At 65.0% G+C, this 17085-nt stretch carries 15 protein-coding genes; 2 read left to right on the plus strand and 13 right to left on the minus strand.

The window, feature by feature from the left end; genetic code table 11:
- Nucleotides 1–7: 7 nt before the first annotated feature.
- Nucleotides 8–2812, minus strand: a complete 2805-nt coding sequence (locus HW932_RS04365; RefSeq protein ID WP_176975266.1) for a 1-acylglycerol-3-phosphate O-acyltransferase — start codon at nt 2810–2812, stop codon at nt 8–10.
- Between the two features lie 21 nt (nt 2813–2833).
- The gene (locus HW932_RS04370) at nt 2834–3778 is read right to left on the minus strand and encodes a DUF808 domain-containing protein (RefSeq protein ID WP_176975267.1); all 945 of its coding nucleotides are present in this window, start codon (nt 3776–3778) and stop codon (nt 2834–2836) included.
- A 207-nt stretch (nt 3779–3985) separates the two neighbouring features.
- Here HW932_RS04370 and ubiT point away from each other — a divergent pair, with 207 nt between their 5' ends.
- Nucleotides 3986–4456 carry a ubiquinone anaerobic biosynthesis accessory factor UbiT gene (ubiT, locus tag HW932_RS04375; RefSeq protein ID WP_176975268.1) on the plus strand — a complete coding sequence of 157 codons (471 nt, stop codon included), beginning with the start codon at nt 3986–3988 and terminating at the stop codon, nt 4454–4456.
- Between the two features lie 91 nt (nt 4457–4547).
- Here ubiT and HW932_RS04380 read toward each other — a convergent pair whose 3' ends face one another.
- Nucleotides 4548–5201, minus strand: a complete 654-nt coding sequence (locus tag HW932_RS04380; protein ID WP_176975269.1) for a cytochrome b/b6 domain-containing protein — start codon at nt 5199–5201, stop codon at nt 4548–4550.
- A complete protein-coding gene (locus HW932_RS04385; RefSeq protein ID WP_176975270.1) occupies nt 5198–6844 on the minus strand; it encodes a tetrathionate reductase family octaheme c-type cytochrome in 1647 nt (548 codons plus the stop codon). The genes HW932_RS04380 and HW932_RS04385 overlap by 4 nt, the downstream gene beginning before the upstream one ends.
- 229 nt (nt 6845–7073) lie before the next feature.
- On the opposite strand from HW932_RS04385, the gene HW932_RS04390 reads away from it, so the two are divergent.
- A complete protein-coding gene (locus HW932_RS04390) occupies nt 7074–7604 on the plus strand; it encodes a TIGR00645 family protein (RefSeq protein WP_176975271.1) in 531 nt (176 codons plus the stop codon).
- Between the two features lie 10 nt (nt 7605–7614).
- Here HW932_RS04390 and HW932_RS04395 read toward each other — a convergent pair whose 3' ends face one another.
- The 9 genes from HW932_RS04395 to ruvB form a co-directional block, all read right to left on the minus strand.
- A complete protein-coding gene (locus HW932_RS04395; protein ID WP_176975272.1) occupies nt 7615–8766 on the minus strand; it encodes a GGDEF domain-containing protein in 1152 nt (383 codons plus the stop codon).
- A gap of 191 nt (nt 8767–8957) precedes the next feature.
- Nucleotides 8958–9140, minus strand: a complete 183-nt coding sequence (locus tag HW932_RS04400; protein WP_176975273.1) for a YgaP family membrane protein — start codon at nt 9138–9140, stop codon at nt 8958–8960.
- Nucleotides 9141–9379: 239 nt separating this feature from the next.
- Nucleotides 9380–11389 carry a BCCT family transporter gene (locus HW932_RS04405; protein WP_176975274.1) on the minus strand — a complete coding sequence of 670 codons (2010 nt, stop codon included), beginning with the start codon at nt 11387–11389 and terminating at the stop codon, nt 9380–9382.
- Nucleotides 11390–11401: 12 nt separating this feature from the next.
- Nucleotides 11402–12886: a hypothetical protein gene (locus tag HW932_RS04410; protein WP_176975275.1), complete on the minus strand. Its 1485-nt coding sequence runs from the start codon at nt 12884–12886 to the stop codon at nt 11402–11404.
- Between the two features lie 327 nt (nt 12887–13213).
- Nucleotides 13214–13408 carry a hypothetical protein gene (locus HW932_RS21775; protein ID WP_246296647.1) on the minus strand — a complete coding sequence of 65 codons (195 nt, stop codon included), beginning with the start codon at nt 13406–13408 and terminating at the stop codon, nt 13214–13216.
- A complete protein-coding gene (locus HW932_RS04415; protein WP_246296648.1) occupies nt 13341–14411 on the minus strand; it encodes an aminotransferase class V-fold PLP-dependent enzyme in 1071 nt (356 codons plus the stop codon). Before HW932_RS04415 ends, HW932_RS21775 begins: the two co-directional genes overlap by 68 nt.
- Before the next feature lie 37 nt (nt 14412–14448).
- Complete coding sequence (nifU, locus tag HW932_RS04420) at nt 14449–15357, minus strand: Fe-S cluster assembly protein NifU (RefSeq protein WP_176975276.1); 909 nt, start codon at nt 15355–15357, stop codon at nt 14449–14451.
- A 221-nt stretch (nt 15358–15578) separates the two neighbouring features.
- On the minus strand, nt 15579–15893 hold the full coding sequence (gene ppnP / locus HW932_RS04425; RefSeq protein WP_176975277.1) for a pyrimidine/purine nucleoside phosphorylase: 315 nt from the start codon (nt 15891–15893) through the stop codon (nt 15579–15581).
- A gap of 59 nt (nt 15894–15952) precedes the next feature.
- Entirely contained in the window at nt 15953–17005 is a 1053-nt protein-coding gene (gene ruvB, locus HW932_RS04430; RefSeq protein WP_176975278.1) for a Holliday junction branch migration DNA helicase RuvB, read from the minus strand.
- Nucleotides 17006–17085 lie beyond the last annotated feature (80 nt).

Consider the following 17085-nt stretch of genomic DNA (forward strand, 5'->3'; position numbering starts at 1 on the left):
TGGGCGATCAGGCCGCGTCCCGGGCGGCGATGACGGCACGGACCGCATCGCGCAGCACGCTGGCCGCCTCCCAGTCCGTCCCTTGCGGCAGGATCGGCGCTTCGATCACGACCTCGATCATCCCCGGGCGCGGGCGGAAACTGTCGCCCGGCATGACCGCGCGCGTCCCCCGGATCGTCACCGGCAGGATCGGCACACCCGCCTCGGCCGCCGCCACGAAGGCCCCCATACGGAAGGGTAGCAGACCCGTCCGCTCGCGGAAGGTGCCCTCGGGGAAGAACGCCAGACTCGCCCCGTCACGCAACGCCGCCTGCAACCGCTCGCCCTCGCGATGACTCTGCTGGAGATCGAACCGCTCCACGAACAGCGTCCCCAGGCGTTCGAGAAAGCGCCCGACCAGCGGATTGGCGGTCAGCTCGCGCTTGGCGACGAAGCGCACCGGACGCGGAACGGCCTCGATCAGGGCCAGTGCATCGAGATAACTCTGATGGTTGGCAACCAGCACCAAACTATGCGCCGACGGCGGCAGATGCTCCCGCCCCGTCACGCGCAGACGCACGCCCGTGAGTCGACGCAGGAGCCGCACGCTGCCACGCGCCAGCGCCCAGCGCCAGGCCGGATTTGGACTCAGCATGACACCCATCCACACCCAGGGCGCGAGCAGATAGAACACCAGCCAGGCATAGCCGGCATAGAGGGTTTCAGGCAGCCGGACGCCCCAGTTACGCAGTCGCGCCAGAACCGCCCGCGTGCCGACCCGCGCCAACTGCCAGACGGGGGCCGGCGGTGTATCGAACAGCCGCCCGGCCAGATAGCGTTCGCGCGTATCACCCCGGCGCAGCTTGCCGCTGGAGGTCTTGAGCACGGCGCGCGGCGGGGCCAGCACGATCTCGTCGGGGGGCAGACCCAGCACCTCGGTGGCCCGCTCACGCGCACGCTGAGACAGCGCCGCCCGTCGCTCGGGATCGCGCTCCTTGCTCTCGGCCACGATCACCAGCCGCTCGCTGCCCTGACGCGCATCGCGTGCGGCGAAAGCGACCACGCAACCGCGCCGGATGCCCGCCAGCTCGCCGAGCGCCTGCTCGACCTCGTAGGGATAGAGATTGCGCCCGCCGCGGATGATCAGATCCTTCACCCGCCCGGTGAGATGGATGTCGCCGCCGGCCAGATAGGCGCGATCGCCGGTCTCGTGCCAGCCGTCGCGGATCAGGCGTGCCGTGGCTTGCGGATTTCGGTAATAGCCCTGAGTCGCCGATGGCCCCTGGAATTGCAGCAGACCCTCGTGCCGCTCGGGTCGCTCCCGGCCCGACTCGTCGACCACCCGCACCCGATAGCCCGGCAACGGACGCCCGCAGGCGACCACTTCCATCGCGTCCGGATCGTCGCAGGCCACCGGCAGCGCATAGCCCGAGCCGGCGAAACGCGCGCGGTCGATACAGTCGATGCGCGGCCCGCGCTCCACCGGCGGAAAGGCCAGACCGACCGCCGCCTCGGCCAATCCATAGACAGGCGCCAGCGCCTCGGCACGCAAGCCACAGGACGCAAAGCGCTCGGCGAAGCGATGCAGGGTTTCGGCGCTGACCGGCTCGGCGCCATTGAAGGCCCGACGCCAGGAACGGAGATCCAGCCCCTCCAGCTGGCTGTCGGAGAGCCGCGTCAGACAGAGTTCATAGGCGAAGTTGGGCGCCGCCGACAGCGTGCCGCGATGCGCGCTGATCGCCTGGAGCCAGCGTCTGGGGCGCGCGAGAAAGGCCAGCGGCGACATGACGATCAGCGGCACGCCGAAATAGAGGCTCCCCAGCCAGGCGCCGATCAGCCCCATGTCGTGATAGAGCGGCAGCCAGCTGACGAAGACGTCGTCGGGCGCGATGGCGATGGCCTCGCCCATGGCGCGGATGTTGGCGAGCAGGTCGGCATGGGTGAGCATCACGCCCTTGGGATCGCCCGTGCTGCCGGAGGTGTATTGCAGGAAGGCCAGATCGTCCGCTCGCGGCTCGGCCCAGTCGGTGCGGCTCAACGGCGGCGTCTCGTCCAGCCTCTCCAGCGTCAGGATCTCATGCAGCGACGGCACCTGGGCACGCAGCAAGCGGGCGACGGGCCGCGCCTCGGGTACCGTGATCAGCACGCGCACACCGGCATTGTCGAGCAGTCGGGTGTGGCGGCGCAGATGGTCTTCGAGCTGCTGGGGTCGCGCGGGCGGATAGATGGGGACAGGCACGCCACCGGCGATCAGCGTGCCGAAGAAGGCAAAGAAATACTCCAATCCGGTCGGCAGCATGATCGCGACCGTTCCACCGCTCTTGAGTCCGGCCGCACGCAGTCGGGCGGCGACGCGCGCGGCGCCCTCGGCGAGAGCGGTATGGTTGAGCGGATGGGGGCGGTCGTCGCCGTCGTAGTAGGTCAGATGGACGCGCTCGCCCCGACGGTCGCGATGCCAGGCCAGCACGTCGAGCAGCGTCCGCGCATCGGTGGGATGGTCCAGGCCGGCGCCCGTCGATGCCGCGATATTGGCGCCCTGGCCCCCGGACAGATCCCTGTCCACCGTCTCGCCCAGCAGTGCCAGCAGATCACGCGGCGTGGCCGCCAGCAGCGCCCTGTCGGGCAAATGAGCGTCCAGACCGCGCTCGATACGCGCGATCAGCTCCGAGCGGCTCAGACTGTCGAGCCCGAGATCGGATTCGAGCTGGGTATCGAGTGTCAGTCCCTCGCGCGGCTCGGGCAGATGCGACTCGCGCGCAAAGTCGCTCAGGACGGTCAGGAGTCGGTCGGCATTCTCGTCAGTGGAAGGCGGATGGTTCGTCACGGTGCGCATGGGTTTATCGATACGTTCGGCTCAAGCCCGGTTCAGTCGGGCGTCGATCCGATTCCAGGCTGCCAGCACGGCCGCCCCCGCCGCCAGACCGATCAGCGCATTCATGACCAGGGGCGTCAGCGCGCCGAGTAGCGGCCCGAGTGTGGCGACGGCGCCGAGCGATTCGCCGAGATGTTCGATGGCATGATGCAGGAATGGCAGACCATGGACGATGATGCCGCCGCCGACCAGGAACATGGCGATGGTTCCGGCAACCGCCAGCGCCTTCATCAGCCAGGGCGCGGCGCGCAGCAGGATGCCGCCGAGGACGCGCAGCGCAACCGCCTGCCAGTCCTGGCCGGTGCGGCGGCTGAGATAGAGTCCGGCGTCGTCGAGCTTGACGATCCCGGCGACCAGACCATAGACGCCGATGGTCATGATGATCGCGATCCCGGTCAGCACCAGGATCTGGGTCAGAAAACTCGCCTGCTCGACCGTGCCGAGCGTGATGACGATGATCTCGGCGGAAAGCACGAAATCGGTGCGGATGGCGCCCCGGATCCTGTCGCGTTCCAGGGCCGCCAGATCGGTGTTCGGGTCGGCGAGCGCGGCGGTCAGCTCGGCATGATGGGCCTCGGCTTCCTCGTGGTGGCCCTGGCCGAACTTGTGGGCGATCTTCTCCACGCCCTCATAGCACAGATAGAGTCCGCCGATCATCAGCAGCGGCAGGATCGCCCAGGGCGCGAGGGCGCTGATCGCCAGCGCCAGCGGCACCAGGATCATCTTGTTGACCGCCGACCCCTTGGCCACGGCCCAGACCACCGGCAGCTCGCGTTCGGCGCGCACGCCGCTCACCTGCTCGGCATTGAGTGCCAGATCGTCGCCGAGCACGCTGGCCGTCTTGCGCGCCGCGACCTTGGTCAGAAGGGCCACGTCGTCCAGGACGGTGGCGATGTCGTCGAGCAGTACCAGTAGACTCGTAGCCATGTTCAAACCGCATCCAGGTTGTGGAAAAATCGTATCGCCAGGGTCGCCCAGGTCGGTCGTGGGCGCGGGAGTGCGGAGCCGAGGTCTCCCGCCGATCGCCGCCGAGCGTGGCCGGTTATTTCAACGCCATCCCGCGCTTGTGTCGAGCGGAGCGAGGGAGGAAAATCGCCTGCTGTTTTCGCAACGCCTTCGATCGAGACCCCTGCCATGTCAGCTACACAGCGTTTTCTCTACCCACTGACCTTTCCACTGCGTCTGGTTCCCGGCACCCTGCACAGCCGCGCGCTGGCCGGCATCCTCAATCAGGTCATGAAAGAGGCCCTGGCCGAGGGTGAACTGGACTTCCTGGAAGGTCGGCGCATGGCCATCGAGATCGACGACATCGGTCTGCGCTATCGGCTGGGTCTGGAGAACGGACGCATCAAGGGCTATGGCGACGAGCACCCGGCCGATGCCAGCATCGCCGGCGGTCTGCACGAGTTCCTGCTGCTGGCCGCGCGGCGCGAGGATGCCGACACGCTCTTCTTCCAGCGCCGGCTACGCATGTCGGGCGACACCGAGCTGGGGTTGTATCTCAAGAACTTCCTCGACGCCTTCGAGCCGCCGGCACGCTGGGCGCCCATGATCCGCACTCTCGAACGACTGGCCGACATGCGTCTGCCGGGCCGCAAGGCGTAAGCCGCTCACTCCCGCCAAACGACCAAGGGCGTCCAGGATCTCTGCCGATCCCGGAGGCCCTCGATGTTTCGAGACTTCGATCTCCGACCGATCAGCGGATGTTCTCCGGCTCGTCCTTCAGCAGATAGGCCTCTTCCTCAGGCGTCAGATCCACATCGTCGAAGCCGTTGATCATCGGCATCAGGTGCTCTTTGAAGGAGTGCCCGGTGGTCAGCATGTAGATGTGCACCAGTACGAACACCAGGATGGCATAGGCCGCACCCGTGTGCACATAGGCCAGACCCGTCAGCCACTCACTGGCATGGGGCATGTCGCGCCACAGGAAATAGAACAGATAGATCAGCCCCGTGATCCAGATCAGCGGAAAGAGCACGATCTTGAGCATCAGATAGGCCAGCGCCTGGAGCGGGTTGTGTTTGCGCCAGTACGCCTTGCGATAGGGGTGATGCTCGCCCTTGAAGATGCCGAAGCTGTAGAAATGGAACACCTTCCACATCCCGGACAGGGTCGGGATGAAATGGCGCCAGCTGCGGGTGGTGAACAGCCAGAAGGTGCCGAAGGCCCAGAGCAGGAGCAGCAGCAGGGCCGACAGGGTGTGGAGCGTGACGGCGGTCTCGAAGCCGATCAGATGATGGAAGCCGTGCAGCCCGAAGCCGGAGAACAGCAGCACCATGATCAGCGCCATCTGCGCCCAGTGCCAGAAACGCTCGAACAGGCTGAAGATCTTGACGCGACGCATGGTCATGAGTGCTGTCCTCTGAACGATGAGATGATCCGGATCAGGGCATGTCCCAGGATTCCGGACAGGGTGCCGAGAACCGCGATGACGCCGATCAGATCCAGCCAGCGATTGTGATCGCGGCCCGGCAGATAGAGACCTTTCAGACCGTCGAGTCGTCCGCCGACCGCATGACAGGACTCACAGCTCAGGGCGTCCTCCTTGGGCGCGACCATGTGGGTGATGGGCCAGTAGGAGACGGTCTCGACGAAGCCATATTGGCCAGAGTAGGGCAGTCCCGCCTTCTTCATGCCGAAGGCGATCGCCTTGCCCATGTCGTAGTTGCCCCAGTAGGAGCTGTCGTCCTCGCCCCACAGATGGGTATAGACCAGGGTGCCGTTGCCCACGTCGGCCGGCATCCAGGTGTACATCGGCTTGAACGGCCAGATGCGCGAGCGCCCGTCCTCGCGATCGCCGCTGAAGTCGTTGATGGCGATCGGTTGCCGGTCGATGTCGAATTTGGTGTCGATGGTGGTGTAGTTCATCTGGCCGTCGAACCAGCGATAGAGCGGCACCAGATTCTCGGCGTAGACGAAATCGCCTTTGATCGACTTGTAGGTGTAGCGGTGCTCGCCGTTGCCCTGAGTGTAACCGTGCTCGTGATAGCCCTCGCCGTTGCGGGTCTTGCCGGCGGTGCGCCAGTCCCAGTGGGTCATGGTCGCCACGCCGCCGCGCGCGTACTCGGGGATGTGGCAGGTCTGACAGGCGAGGCTGGAGACGTGGTCGTTGCGCTTGAAGGAGGCGATGGAATCGACTTCGTGCGGCGAGAGTCCATGACAGGACTCACAGGTGGCCACGTCGCGGCGCTGGCCGGGCAGTCCGGTGCCGTCCTGATCCTTGGCCTCGATCTGATAGCGGCTGCCGGCCCACAGATGCTTGTTGGTGATGTGGCAGGCGGTGCAGGCGAAGTTCAGTCCGTCGACGCCCATGTGCACGTCGAGCGAGCGCGGCGGATGCTTCAGTGCCGAGGACAGATCGCCATGCTTGACGTTGTCCCCGCCGCCGCCGTTGAAGTGACAGGCGCCGCAGTTGGCGCGCTCCGGCAGACCGACGCTCTGGGCGATCCGGGTCAGATCCATCGGCGGCTTGCCCTCGAACATGACCGAGCAGGCGGGGCTACCGGGGCTGTTGGGCGTCTTGTAATAGGTGCCGGTGCGCTCGTGACAGACCAGACAGTCGATCTTGGTCTCGTCGGTGAAGTCGAAACCCTCGTCCTTCCAGCCGTAGCCGGCGTGACACTGGGCGCACATGCCCTCGTTGCCGCGCGCGTTGGTGCAGAAGTTGTTGACCAGATGCTTCTTGCCGAGCTGCTGACCGGTCGCCGGGTTCGTATATTCCCAGGTCCAGTGGATGTTGCGCATGAAGTGCCCGCCGGTCTCGGTGTGACAGCTCAGGCAGGCTTGGGTGACATCCGAACCTGTGGCGAAGGTTTGTTTCAGGATCTCGAACTTGGTGTGATCGGCGGTGCCGCCGGTCAGCGGACCCGAGATCTGTTCCGACGGGGTCGGGGTGGCCGGAGGCGTCGGCCATTGGCTCTGGGCGAGCGCACCGGTCGCGGCGAGCAGACCGGCGAGCAGCACGACCAGGACACGTCCGAGGAAGGGTGGCATGGGGGCTGACTCCAGGGGATGGATGGGCCCGCCTATCCTGGTGGCGGTCGCCCCGACGCGCCATGACATAGGGCAATCAAACTGCAATCGGTCGCGTCCCGGCCGACGGCATCGCGGCTCTGGACGTGGTTGAAAATCACTCTAGAATAGCGCGCGCCGTTGGTGGTTCCGTGCCAGTCGGTTCCGTCACATTCGTCTCATCGATCCCCGTGTTTTTAGGAGTTCCGGCGTGCTCGAACGCATCATCGAACGTTTGCTCTATGCCAGCCGCTGGTTGCTGGCCCCGGTCTATCTGGCGCTCTCGCTGGTGCTCATCGCGCTCGGCCTCAAGTTCTTCCAGGAGATCTATCATCTCTTCGCGCACATCATGGAGATGAGCGAGTCGGACATGGTGTTGCGCATCCTGGGACTCATCGACCTGTCGCTGGTCGGCAGTCTGCTGGTGATGGTGATGTTCTCGGGTTACGAGAACTTTGTCTCCCGCATCGACGTGCGCGAGGGCGACGACCAACTCGACTGGCTCGGCAAGCTCGACGCCGGCACGCTCAAGCTCAAGGTCGCCGCCTCGATCGTGGCCATCTCCTCGATCCATCTGCTCCAGGTCTTCGTCAACATCCCTCAGATCGAGAGCGAAAAGCTGAAGTGGTACGTCATCATCCATCTGACCTTCGTCGTCTCGGCGCTGCTGATGGGGATCCTGGAACGGATCGCCTTCGCCTCGCACCGCGAGCCGAGCGACCACAAACAGGTCGGGCATTGAGGGACCGAACTCAGCTCGGCTCCGGAACCGTGACGATCCGGTCGCGACCGCCCTTCTTGGCCGCGTAGAGCGCGCCATCGGCGGTCTTGAGCCACTGCTCGGGACTGGCCGGCGCGCCGAGTTCGGCGATCCCGATCGAGACCGTGACATCGAGTTCCAGATTCTCGTGCTCGATGCGCATGATGCGTATCGTGTCGAGCAGGCGCTGCGCGAGCGGCAGGGCGCTCTTGAGCGAGGTGTCCTGCAGGATGGCCGCGAACTCCTCGCCGCCGTAGCGCGCGACGAAATCGCTCTTGCGCGGAAAGGCCTTGGTGCAGGCGTTGGCCAGCCGCTTGAGCACGGTGTCGCCGGCCGGATGCCCGTAGGTGTCGTTGATGCGTTTGAAGTGATCGGCGTCGATCATCAGCAGACAGGCCGGCTGGCCGGAGAGCTTACAGAGTTCGAACACCCGTTCGAGCTGTCGGTCGAACGCCTTGCGGTTGTAGAGGCGCGTCAGACCGTCCAGATCGTTTTCGCGCTGGGCCGCGTCCAGTTCGCCGCGCAGTGACTGGAGTTTGCCGTTCAGGTCTTGGAGCAGCCCCTGATTACGCTTCGAGCGCTCACGCGCGATGCTGGAGATCAGATCGATGGCATTCATCGCCTCGCGGCTCAAGACCTCGATCGGGGCATTGTTCTCGATCGTGCTGCGTAGCTGGTTGATCACCTGCGTGACCTTGGCCTGCTCCTCCTGATCCTCGGCGAGCACCAGCCCCAGTGTCTGCACGAATTCGCCCATGACCTGGCGGGCACCCAGGATCTGGCGGTTGACATAGGACTGCTCGCTGCGCCGGATGCGGGTGACGAAGTCGCGCAGACCGCCCCAGTCGCGACGCGCACCCGGATTGGCCTCCGTGGCCGATGCGTCCTGGTCCTTGGCGGCATCCGGCGACGAGGCCATGAGGACGTGCCGGCTCCAGCGTTCGAGCTGCTCGGCCAGGGTCGCGGCCTTGATGTCGTCGAGATCGAAGGCGTATTTGCCCCAGGTGCGCAGCACCGAGGCGAGCTGATCGAGTGCCGCCTGTTCCAGGATCGCGAGCGTTTCGGGGTCGCCGGCATTGGCGGGCGCGGCGCTCGTCGTCTCGCTTGGAACGCCGCCGGATTCTCGTTTCCAGAATTTGACCATGTCGATGCGCGCCCCTGGACGCTGGCTGATGTCTGCTCGGAAGGTCGGATGGAGAAGATTAGCGGGTTCGGGGCGGCTAGACGAGAGGCTCTTGACGTCGGTGCACGGAGCCGGGGATTCGGATACGACATGGGCGCGACACGAGCCGTGCCGCGCCCATTGGAGTCTCCAGCTCGGCTGGAGGCCGGCGTTTAAGCCTTGTTCGTGTTGACGTCCATCGGGATGTAGAGCAGGCACTTGCGGAAATACGCCGTCGCCAGGACGACGAAGCCGATCAGGCCGAGCGCGTTGGCGTTGGAGATGCCCCAGAGCAGGATGATGACGCCGGCGATGGCGCGATAGAGTCTGTCTTTTTCACCAACATTCGTGGTCATGCGTGACACTCCTGGATGTGGTTATCGCTGTTCGATGGCTCGTCGGACCCGTCGCGTTCAGCCGATTCGGGCCGCGAGCCGACCGAGTCTTTCGATGTACGAGACGCCGCGACGGTGTCGCGGGGGCATAACCATAAAACAAAAGGGGTTTGGACGAAACCCATTTGAAACAAAGCACGCTCCGGCATGACTCGGGCCTGAGGCGGCGCGGATGGCCGCGCCCAGGCCCGCGCGATCACTCAGCGCAGCGTTTGCAGGAAGTGCATGTGACGCTCGTAGTGATCGAGCACGTCGCCGATCAAATCGGACGCGCTCCAGCCCATGACGTCATAGTCCTGCCCGCCCTCGCTGAGATGAACCTCGGCGCGACAGTACTCCAGCGCCTCGGCACGCTCCTCGGTGGTGTCACGCAGCACGAAGCTCGGCGCCTCATAGGTGCGCGGACGCACGCAGTAGTAGAAGTCGATCTCCTCGCCGTGACGGACCTCGACCCAGACCCGGCCGTCCTCGCCCTCGCCGAGACTGGCGTCGAGCTGCATCCGGCGCAGTTCCTCGGCCACGTCGCTCAGGGCCGGGCGCACCACATCCTGGATGAAGCGCACCGTCTCCTCGCGCGTCGGCTGGTGGATCAGGTTCTGCAGTCGCTGGCGCCAGCTCAACGGCGCCGCCGGTCCGACCGGGGTGACGCGCGCCTCGCGCAGGCTCAGATGCTTGATGTCGTCGATGCGTAGCGCGCGCATCAGCCCCCAGGCCATCAGGATCATGACCACGGTGAAGGGCAGTGCGCTGGCGATGGTGGCTGTTTGCAACGCCGCCAGACCACCGGCGATCAGCAGCGCCGCCGCGACCACGCCCTCGACCGCCGCCCAGAAGATGCGCTGCCAGACCGGCGATTCGGTCTGACCGCCGCCCGAGGTCAGCATGTCGACCACCAGCGAGCCGGAGTCCGAGGACGTGACGAAGAAGGTCACGATCAGCAGGGTGGCCAACACCGCCGTGACGCTCGACAGCGGCAGATACTCGAAGAACTTGAACAGCGCCACCGAGGTATCGGCGGCCACGGCGTCGGCCAGTTCGGTGATCCCCTGCATCAGGATCATGTGGATGGCGGTATCGCCGAAGAAGGTCATCCACATGAAAGTGAAGCCCGTGGGCACGAACAGTACCCCGAGCACGAACTCGCGGATGGTGCGCCCACGCGAGACGCGCGCGATGAACAGCCCGACGAAGGGCGCCCAGGCGATCCACCAGCCCCAGTAGAACAGGGTCCAGCCGCCGATCCAGTCGTTGGGTTCGTAGGCGTAGAGATTGAACGTCATCTCGAACAGGCTGGAGAGATACATGCCGGTGTTCTGCACCAGGGTCTGGAGCAGGAACACCGTGGGACCGGCGATCAACACGAAGGCCAGCAGCGCCACGGCCAGGATCATGTTGAGCTCCGAGAGCCGACGGATGCCCGAATCCAGTCCCAGGACCACCGACAGGGTGGCGATCGCCGTGATGACGACGATCAGGACCACCTGGGTGGTGATGCCGACGGGGATGTCGAACAGATAGTTCAGGCCCGAATTGATCTGGATGACGCCGAAGCCGAGCGAGGTGGCCACGCCGAACAGGGTGCCGACCACGGCGAAGATGTCGACCGCATGACCGATGGGGCCATAGATCCGTTCACCGATCAGCGGATAGAGCGCCGAGCGGATGGACAGCGGCAGATCGTGGCGGAAGGCGAAATAGGCCAGCGACAGCGCCACCACGGCATAGATGGCCCAGGCATGGATGCCCCAGTGGAAGAAGGTGATGCGCATCGCCTGACGCGCCGCCTCGATGCCCTGCGGATCGCCGACCGGCGGGGTGACGAAGTGCATGACCGGCTCGGCCACGCCGAAGAACATCAGGCCGATGCCCATGCCGGCCGAGAAGAGCATCGCCAGCCAGGAGGCATAGCTGTAATCGGGCTGCGAGTGCTCCGGCCCGAGCTTGATGCGCCCGAGACTGGTGAAGGCCAGCACGGCGACGAACACCACGAAGCCGGCCACAGACAGCACATAGAACCAGCCGGCCGATTCGATGACCCAGGACTGCATGCCCTTGAACAGCGGCTCGGCGATCTCGGTGGCCAGGGCGGCGAAGAGCACGAAGATCAGCACCAGGGCCGCCGAGATGATGAAGACGGGCGGATTCCACTGGATCCAGGGGCGTTTCTCAGCCGCCGGCGGTGCTCCAGCGTTCTCAGGTTTTTCGCTCATAGCGCGCGCTCCTTAGAAGTAGTAGCCGAGATTGAGGTTGAAACGGTAGTTCCATTCGTCGTTGCCGTTGACGCCGAAGTCGCTGACACCGTCGAGACGTCCATAGTCGTCGCTGCCGTTGCCGCTGGCCTCGTTGCCGACGAAATAGTTGCCGTTGGAATAGGCCAGATCACTGTAGATGTACCAGCCGCCGCTGGCCCAGGCCGCGCCGATCACCCACATCTGGCTGTCGTTGAAGGCGCTTTCGTCCTTGATGATGCGGCTGTATTCGACATAGGGGCGCACCGAGTCGAGCCAGGGCAGACTCGGCGTCTCCTTGAGATAACTGAGCGAGACGGCCGGAATCCAGGCCTTGGCCGCCACCGGCCAGGCGAAGTCGTAGGCGCCCATGGGGATCAGCGTGTCGGTGCCCCAAGGGTTGTTCGCATCGATGTCGTACTCGTAGCGCGTGAGCTGGGTGGCCAGGGTGAAGTCGTCGAAGCGGTTGACCATATGCGCCGAGGCCGCCCAGTGGCTGCCGTCGTCGGTGCGCTGGCCCTGGAGCTGGCCATATTGCAGCGAGACGCCGAGATCGGTCGGAATCCGGCTGTCGGTCAGGCTATAGATGGCGCGCAGGTTGAACTGATGGCGTTCCTCGTAGCCGTTGTGGGCGCCGCCGTAGATGACATTGCCGTCGGCGTCGACCGACTCTTCCCAGCGCACCGCGTCATAGCTGTAGCGGGTGCTGTCGAGACTGCGGCCGAAGTAGCTGCCCTCGCTGGCGGCGTAATAGGCGAAGTCCAGCGACCAGGGGCCGCGCTTGGTGCTGTATTTGAGGCCCAGATCCATGTCGTCGGAGAGTCCGACATAGTAGTGCTGATCGAAGAACCAGCTCTGCGACACGCCATAGGGGCCGGGGCCGAAGGGGACGCGGTTGATACCGACCTGGACCTCGCTGGCGTCGGCGAAGCGGTAGCCGAGCCAGGCGGTATGCGGGAAGTTGTAGCTGGTGCCGCTGTCGGCCGGATACCAGCGGTATTCCAGACGTCCGATGATGTTCTCGTAGTCCAGCGACAGGTTGAGGCGGAAGGTGTCGAGCTCGATGTTGCCGCCGTTGCCGCCGCGATTCGGGCCATTGTCGAAGCCCTGATAGCTGCCGATGACCGCATTGGCGCGCAGTGCGCCGCCGATGGTCACGGGGCCGATGCGAAAGGTGTCATCCGGTGCGGCGGTCGTCGTCGCCGTGTTCTCGGTCGTGACGGTCGCCGGATCACTGTCGGAGGCGGGGGCGACTGTGTTCGCCGTCATCTCGGCCGTCGAACCCGTGTCGGTGCGTGCGGCCTTCAGTGCCCGTTGCGCCTCGGCCAGTTCGCGACTCAGTTCCGAGACGCGCCGTTCGAGTTCGGCGACATTCGGACTGGCCTGGGAGATGGGTGTCTGTGCAAGAGCGGACAGACAGACGACGCCCAACCCGGAGGCCAGGCGGCCCCGCTTGGGGCGCGAAGATTGGATTGTCATGAGCGAAACTTCCTATCGATTGCACGCAGTCATGACGCTGGAGGCATGACTGGCGAAGTGTCCCGATCGACCGGCGGGCAGGCCCGAGAATCCGGCGGGCATGGGGACGATGATCGAGCAGCCCGGCCGCCAGGACGGCGGTCCGACTGCTCAGGTATCGAGTAGCGCTGCTCTCGGCTGACTCGGAAGCAGAGCGTCGAGTTCACGACGATCTGTGTCGGTTCAGGAGAACAGCGCGCCTACGCTACCGATCGAATCGATCGAACGCAAGGCTCATGACAGTTATCGGGGAGGCTTGGCAGCCTTGCAGCGCCAAGGCGTCTGGGGTCAGGCGTAGGCGGGTACAAACGCCTTTTCCGGCTCCTCGACCGGGCCGTCAACGTCCCAGTAGGGCGAGAGTTTGCGCAGTTGCGCAACGATCGGCGGCACGGCTTCGATGACGCGCTCGACTTCCTCAGCGGTGTTGTAGCGCGAGAGCGAGAAGCGGATGGTGCCATGCGCGGCCGTGTAAGGAATGCCCATGGCGCGCATCACATGCGAGGGTTCGAGCGAGCCGGAGGTGCAGGCCGAGCTTGTTGAGCAGTAGCAGGATGGCCTCGCCCTCGATGTACTCGAAAGCGATGTTGGCGGTGTTCGGCAGCCGGTTGTCCGTGTCGCCGGTGACGAAGCAGTTGGGCACGGCGGCCAGCAGCCCCTGTTCGAGCCGGTCACGCAGGGTGCGCACAGCGGTCTGCTCGTGTTCCATGTGTTCGAGCGCCATCTCGCATGCCTTGCCGAGTGCGACGATGGCCGCGCTGTTCTCGGTCCCGGCGCGCCGTCCGCGCTCCTGATGACCGCCGCGCAGCAGCGGACGAAAGCGGGTGTTGCGCCGCAGATAGAGCACGCCGATGCCTTTGGGGGCATGCAGCTTGTGGCCCGAGAGCGACAGCATGTCGATGGCGGTCCGTTTCAGATCGATCGGCACCTTGCCGACGGCCTGCACCGCGTCGGTATGAAAGAGAACACCGGCGGCCTTGGCCATCTCGGCCATGCGCTCGACCGGAAACAGGGTGCCGGTCTCGTTGTTGGCCCACATCACTGAGACGATGGCCACGCGCTCGGAGAGCAGCCGCTCATAGGCATCGAGATCGAGCCGTCCGCGACCGTCGACCGGCAGGTAGTGGACGGTGTAACCCTCTTTCTCCAACTGTTCGCAGAGCGCCAGCACCGCCGGATGCTCGACGACCGTCGTGATGATCTCGCGTCGCTCGGGCTGAACCCTGAGCGCCGAAAGAATCGCCGTCGAGTCGGACTCGGTGCCGCAGGAGGTGAAGACGATCTCGGAGTCGTGCTCGGCGCCGAGCAGGGTCTGGACCTGAGTGCGCGCGTGCTTGATCGCCTGACCGACGCGATTCCCGAACTGATGGATCGACGAGGGATTGCCGAACTGCTCGGTGAAATAGGGCAGCATGGCCTCCACCACCTCAGGGGCGACCATGGTGGTGGCGTTGTTGTCGAAATAGATGCCTTGAGCGGTGGCGGTCATGCGATGGGCCTCCTGATTTGAAGTGTCCGAAGCGCGATCAGGCACAGGCGGCCAGTTCGGATTCCTGGGTTCGTGGTCGGGCCTCGGCCGGGATCACCCGCACGAATTCACCCAGCGCCTCGACCATTCGCTCCTGGATGCCCTCCAGGGTCACGGCCGCCATCTGACAGCCGGCACAGGCGCCGCGCATCTTGACGTAGACCTGGCGGCCATCGACATCGACCAGCTCCACGTCGCCGTGATCGCGTTGCAGGGTCGGGCGGACGCTGTCGAGCACGGCTTCGATGCGGCGGATGCGCTCGACCGTGGTCAGTCGCGGGCGACCGGCCTTGACCGGCAGGGGCGTAGTGCCGGCCGTGGGCGCGAAGCTCTTTCCGGACTCGCCGAGCACGCGGTTCAGGATCTCCTCGACGCCTTCGTGACAGGCCGAACAGCCGCCGCCGGCCTTGGTGTAGTTGACCACTTCCTCGACCGTGCTCAACCCATTGGCGCGGATGGTGTTCTCGATCAGTTTTTCATCGACGGCGAAGCACTTGCAGACCAGCGCGCCTTCCTCGTGATCGTCCTTCCATTCCTCGCCGCGATAGTTGGCCACGGCCGCTTGCAGCGCCTCGCGCCCCATGACCGAGCAGTGCATCTTCTCGGGCGGCAATCCGTCGAGATAGTCGGCGATGTCCTGGTTGCTGACCTGGAGCGCCCGATCGAGCGTCATCCCCTTGATGATCTCGGTCAGGGCCGAGCTGGAGGCGATGGCTGAGCCACAGCCGAAGGTCTGGAAACCGGCGTCGAGGATGGTCTCGGTCGCGGGGTCGACCTTGAGGGTCAGTCTCAGCGCGTCACCGCAGGACAACGAACCGACCTCGCCGATCGCGTTGGCATCCTGGACCGCCCCGGCATTGCGGGGGCTGAAGAAATGCTCCTGGACCTTTTCGGAATATTCCCACATGGCTTGTCTCTCCAGCATCGTTTGGCTTGTGGTCTCGGTCGAGACGGATGCAGAAGACTAAGCAAGCAGCGAGCCAACCAGTTTCTATGATTTAAGCTGTTGTTTTTAATAGTCGCTGTGAGAGATGCAGGCGGGATCTGTCTGCTCAGGGACAGGCCCTGCACGAATTCGATGTAATGAACCCGACAAGGCCCGCTATCCCAGATGAGATCAGACAGCGGTCACGGCAGGAACGAGCAGCAGTAATCGGTCAGGCTCAGGACGCAGACGCTGAATTTGGAATCGGCCGGTACGTCGAAGGACTCGCCGCCCCGGATACGTTGCCAGCCATCCTCACCGGGAAGCTGGACGTCGAGTTCGCCGCTCAGGATCTCCATCCGCTCGGCAGCCTGGGTGCCGAACTCGAACGTGCCCGGCTGCATGATGCCGAGCGTCTTGCGGCTGCCGTCGGCGAAGGTGAGGGTGCGGCTGGTCACTTGACCGTCGAAATAGATGTTGGCGGCCTTGGCCACGGTGACGTTATTGAATTCGGACATGCTGTTTACTCGATCGAAGAGTCAATGGTTGATGAAGGAAGCGTCCCGGCCGATGGCGGTTACGCTCCGGATTGGGAATCGAAGAGATCCGCCGCGACGCTTGCCGTTGCTTGCGTGGCCCGGAGTCCGAAATGTTGATAGGCCGACTGGGTGGCCATGCGACCGCGCGGGGTGCGCATCAGGAACCCCTGCTGGATGAGGAAGGGTTCGAGCACATCCTCGATGGTGCCGCGTTCCTCGCCGATGGCCGCCGCCAGACTCTCGACCCCGACCGGGCCGCCGTCGAACTTCTCGATGACGGCCGAGAGCAGACGCCGGTCCATGTGGTCGAAGCCGAGCGCATCGACCTTGAGCATGGACAGCGCCCGATCGGCGATCGCGGCGCTGATGCGCCCGTCGCCGCGCACCTGAGCATAGTCGCGCACCCGGCGCAGCAGTCGGTTGGCGATGCGTGGCGTGCCGCGCGAGCGACGGGCGATCTCGGCGGCGCCGTCGGTTTCGGTCTCGATACCGAGGATCTGGGCCGAGCGTCGCACGATATGGGTCAGATCCTCGGCGGAATAGTATTCGAGCCGCTGCACGATGCCGAAGCGGTCGCGTAGCGGCGAGGTCAGCAGACCGGCGCGTGTGGTGGCGCCGACCAGGGTGAAGGGCGGCAGGTCGAGCTTGATCGAGCGCGCCGCCGGTCCTTCGCCGATCATGATGTCGAGCTGATAGTCCTCCATCGCCGGATAGAGCACTTCCTCGACCACCGGACTCAGGCGATGGATCTCGTCGACGAACAGCACGTCGCCCGGATCGAGATTGGTCAGGAGCGCGGCCAGGTCGCCGGGTTTCTCCAGCACCGGACCCGAAGTCTGGCGCAGGTTGACCTGCATCTCGTGGGCGATGATGTGCGAGAGCGTGGTCTTGCCCAATCCGGGCGGGCCGAAGATCAGCACATGGTCGAGCGCTTCCTCGCGCGCGCGCGCGGCGCCGATGAAGATCTCCATCTGTTCGCGCACCGCCGGTTGCCCGACATAGTCGGCGAGCCGGCGCGGACGGATGGCGCGGTCGATGGCCTTGTCGTCGGGGGCGGCCTCGGCGGTGATGAGTCGGTCGGGGTCGTTCATGGAGGTCGGTTCGAGCCGCTGATATGGGGCGAATGGGCCGGGTTCTTGATTGTGGTCAGCTTAACGGGATGCGCTCATAA

This window comes from Allochromatium humboldtianum, from assembly GCF_013385175.1.
Taxonomy (GTDB): domain Bacteria; phylum Pseudomonadota; class Gammaproteobacteria; order Chromatiales; family Chromatiaceae; genus Thermochromatium; species Thermochromatium humboldtianum.

Excerpts from the sequence above, each read along its gene's own strand:
- HW932_RS04365 (WP_176975266.1), bottom strand. The coding sequence starts at position 2,812 with ATGCGCACCGTGACGAACCATCCGCCTTCCACTGACGAGAATGCCGAC.
- HW932_RS04370 (WP_176975267.1), bottom strand. The coding sequence starts at position 3,778 with ATGGCTACGAGTCTACTGGTACTGCTCGACGACATCGCCACCGTCCTG.
- ubiT (WP_176975268.1), top strand. The coding sequence starts at position 3,986 with ATGTCAGCTACACAGCGTTTTCTCTACCCACTGACCTTTCCACTGCGT.
- HW932_RS04380 (WP_176975269.1), bottom strand. The coding sequence starts at position 5,201 with ATGACCATGCGTCGCGTCAAGATCTTCAGCCTGTTCGAGCGTTTCTGG.
- HW932_RS04385 (WP_176975270.1), bottom strand. The coding sequence starts at position 6,844 with ATGCCACCCTTCCTCGGACGTGTCCTGGTCGTGCTGCTCGCCGGTCTG.
- HW932_RS04395 (WP_176975272.1), bottom strand. The coding sequence starts at position 8,766 with ATGGTCAAATTCTGGAAACGAGAATCCGGCGGCGTTCCAAGCGAGACG.
- HW932_RS04400 (WP_176975273.1), bottom strand. The coding sequence starts at position 9,140 with ATGACCACGAATGTTGGTGAAAAAGACAGACTCTATCGCGCCATCGCC.
- HW932_RS04405 (WP_176975274.1), bottom strand. The coding sequence starts at position 11,389 with ATGAGCGAAAAACCTGAGAACGCTGGAGCACCGCCGGCGGCTGAGAAA.
- HW932_RS04410 (WP_176975275.1), bottom strand. The coding sequence starts at position 12,886 with ATGACAATCCAATCTTCGCGCCCCAAGCGGGGCCGCCTGGCCTCCGGG.
- HW932_RS21775 (WP_246296647.1), bottom strand. The coding sequence starts at position 13,408 with ATGGGCATTCCTTACACGGCCGCGCATGGCACCATCCGCTTCTCGCTC.
- HW932_RS04415 (WP_246296648.1), bottom strand. The coding sequence starts at position 14,411 with ATGACCGCCACCGCTCAAGGCATCTATTTCGACAACAACGCCACCACC.
- nifU (WP_176975276.1), bottom strand. The coding sequence starts at position 15,357 with ATGTGGGAATATTCCGAAAAGGTCCAGGAGCATTTCTTCAGCCCCCGC.
- ppnP (WP_176975277.1), bottom strand. The coding sequence starts at position 15,893 with ATGTCCGAATTCAATAACGTCACCGTGGCCAAGGCCGCCAACATCTAT.
- ruvB (WP_176975278.1), bottom strand. The coding sequence starts at position 17,005 with ATGAACGACCCCGACCGACTCATCACCGCCGAGGCCGCCCCCGACGAC.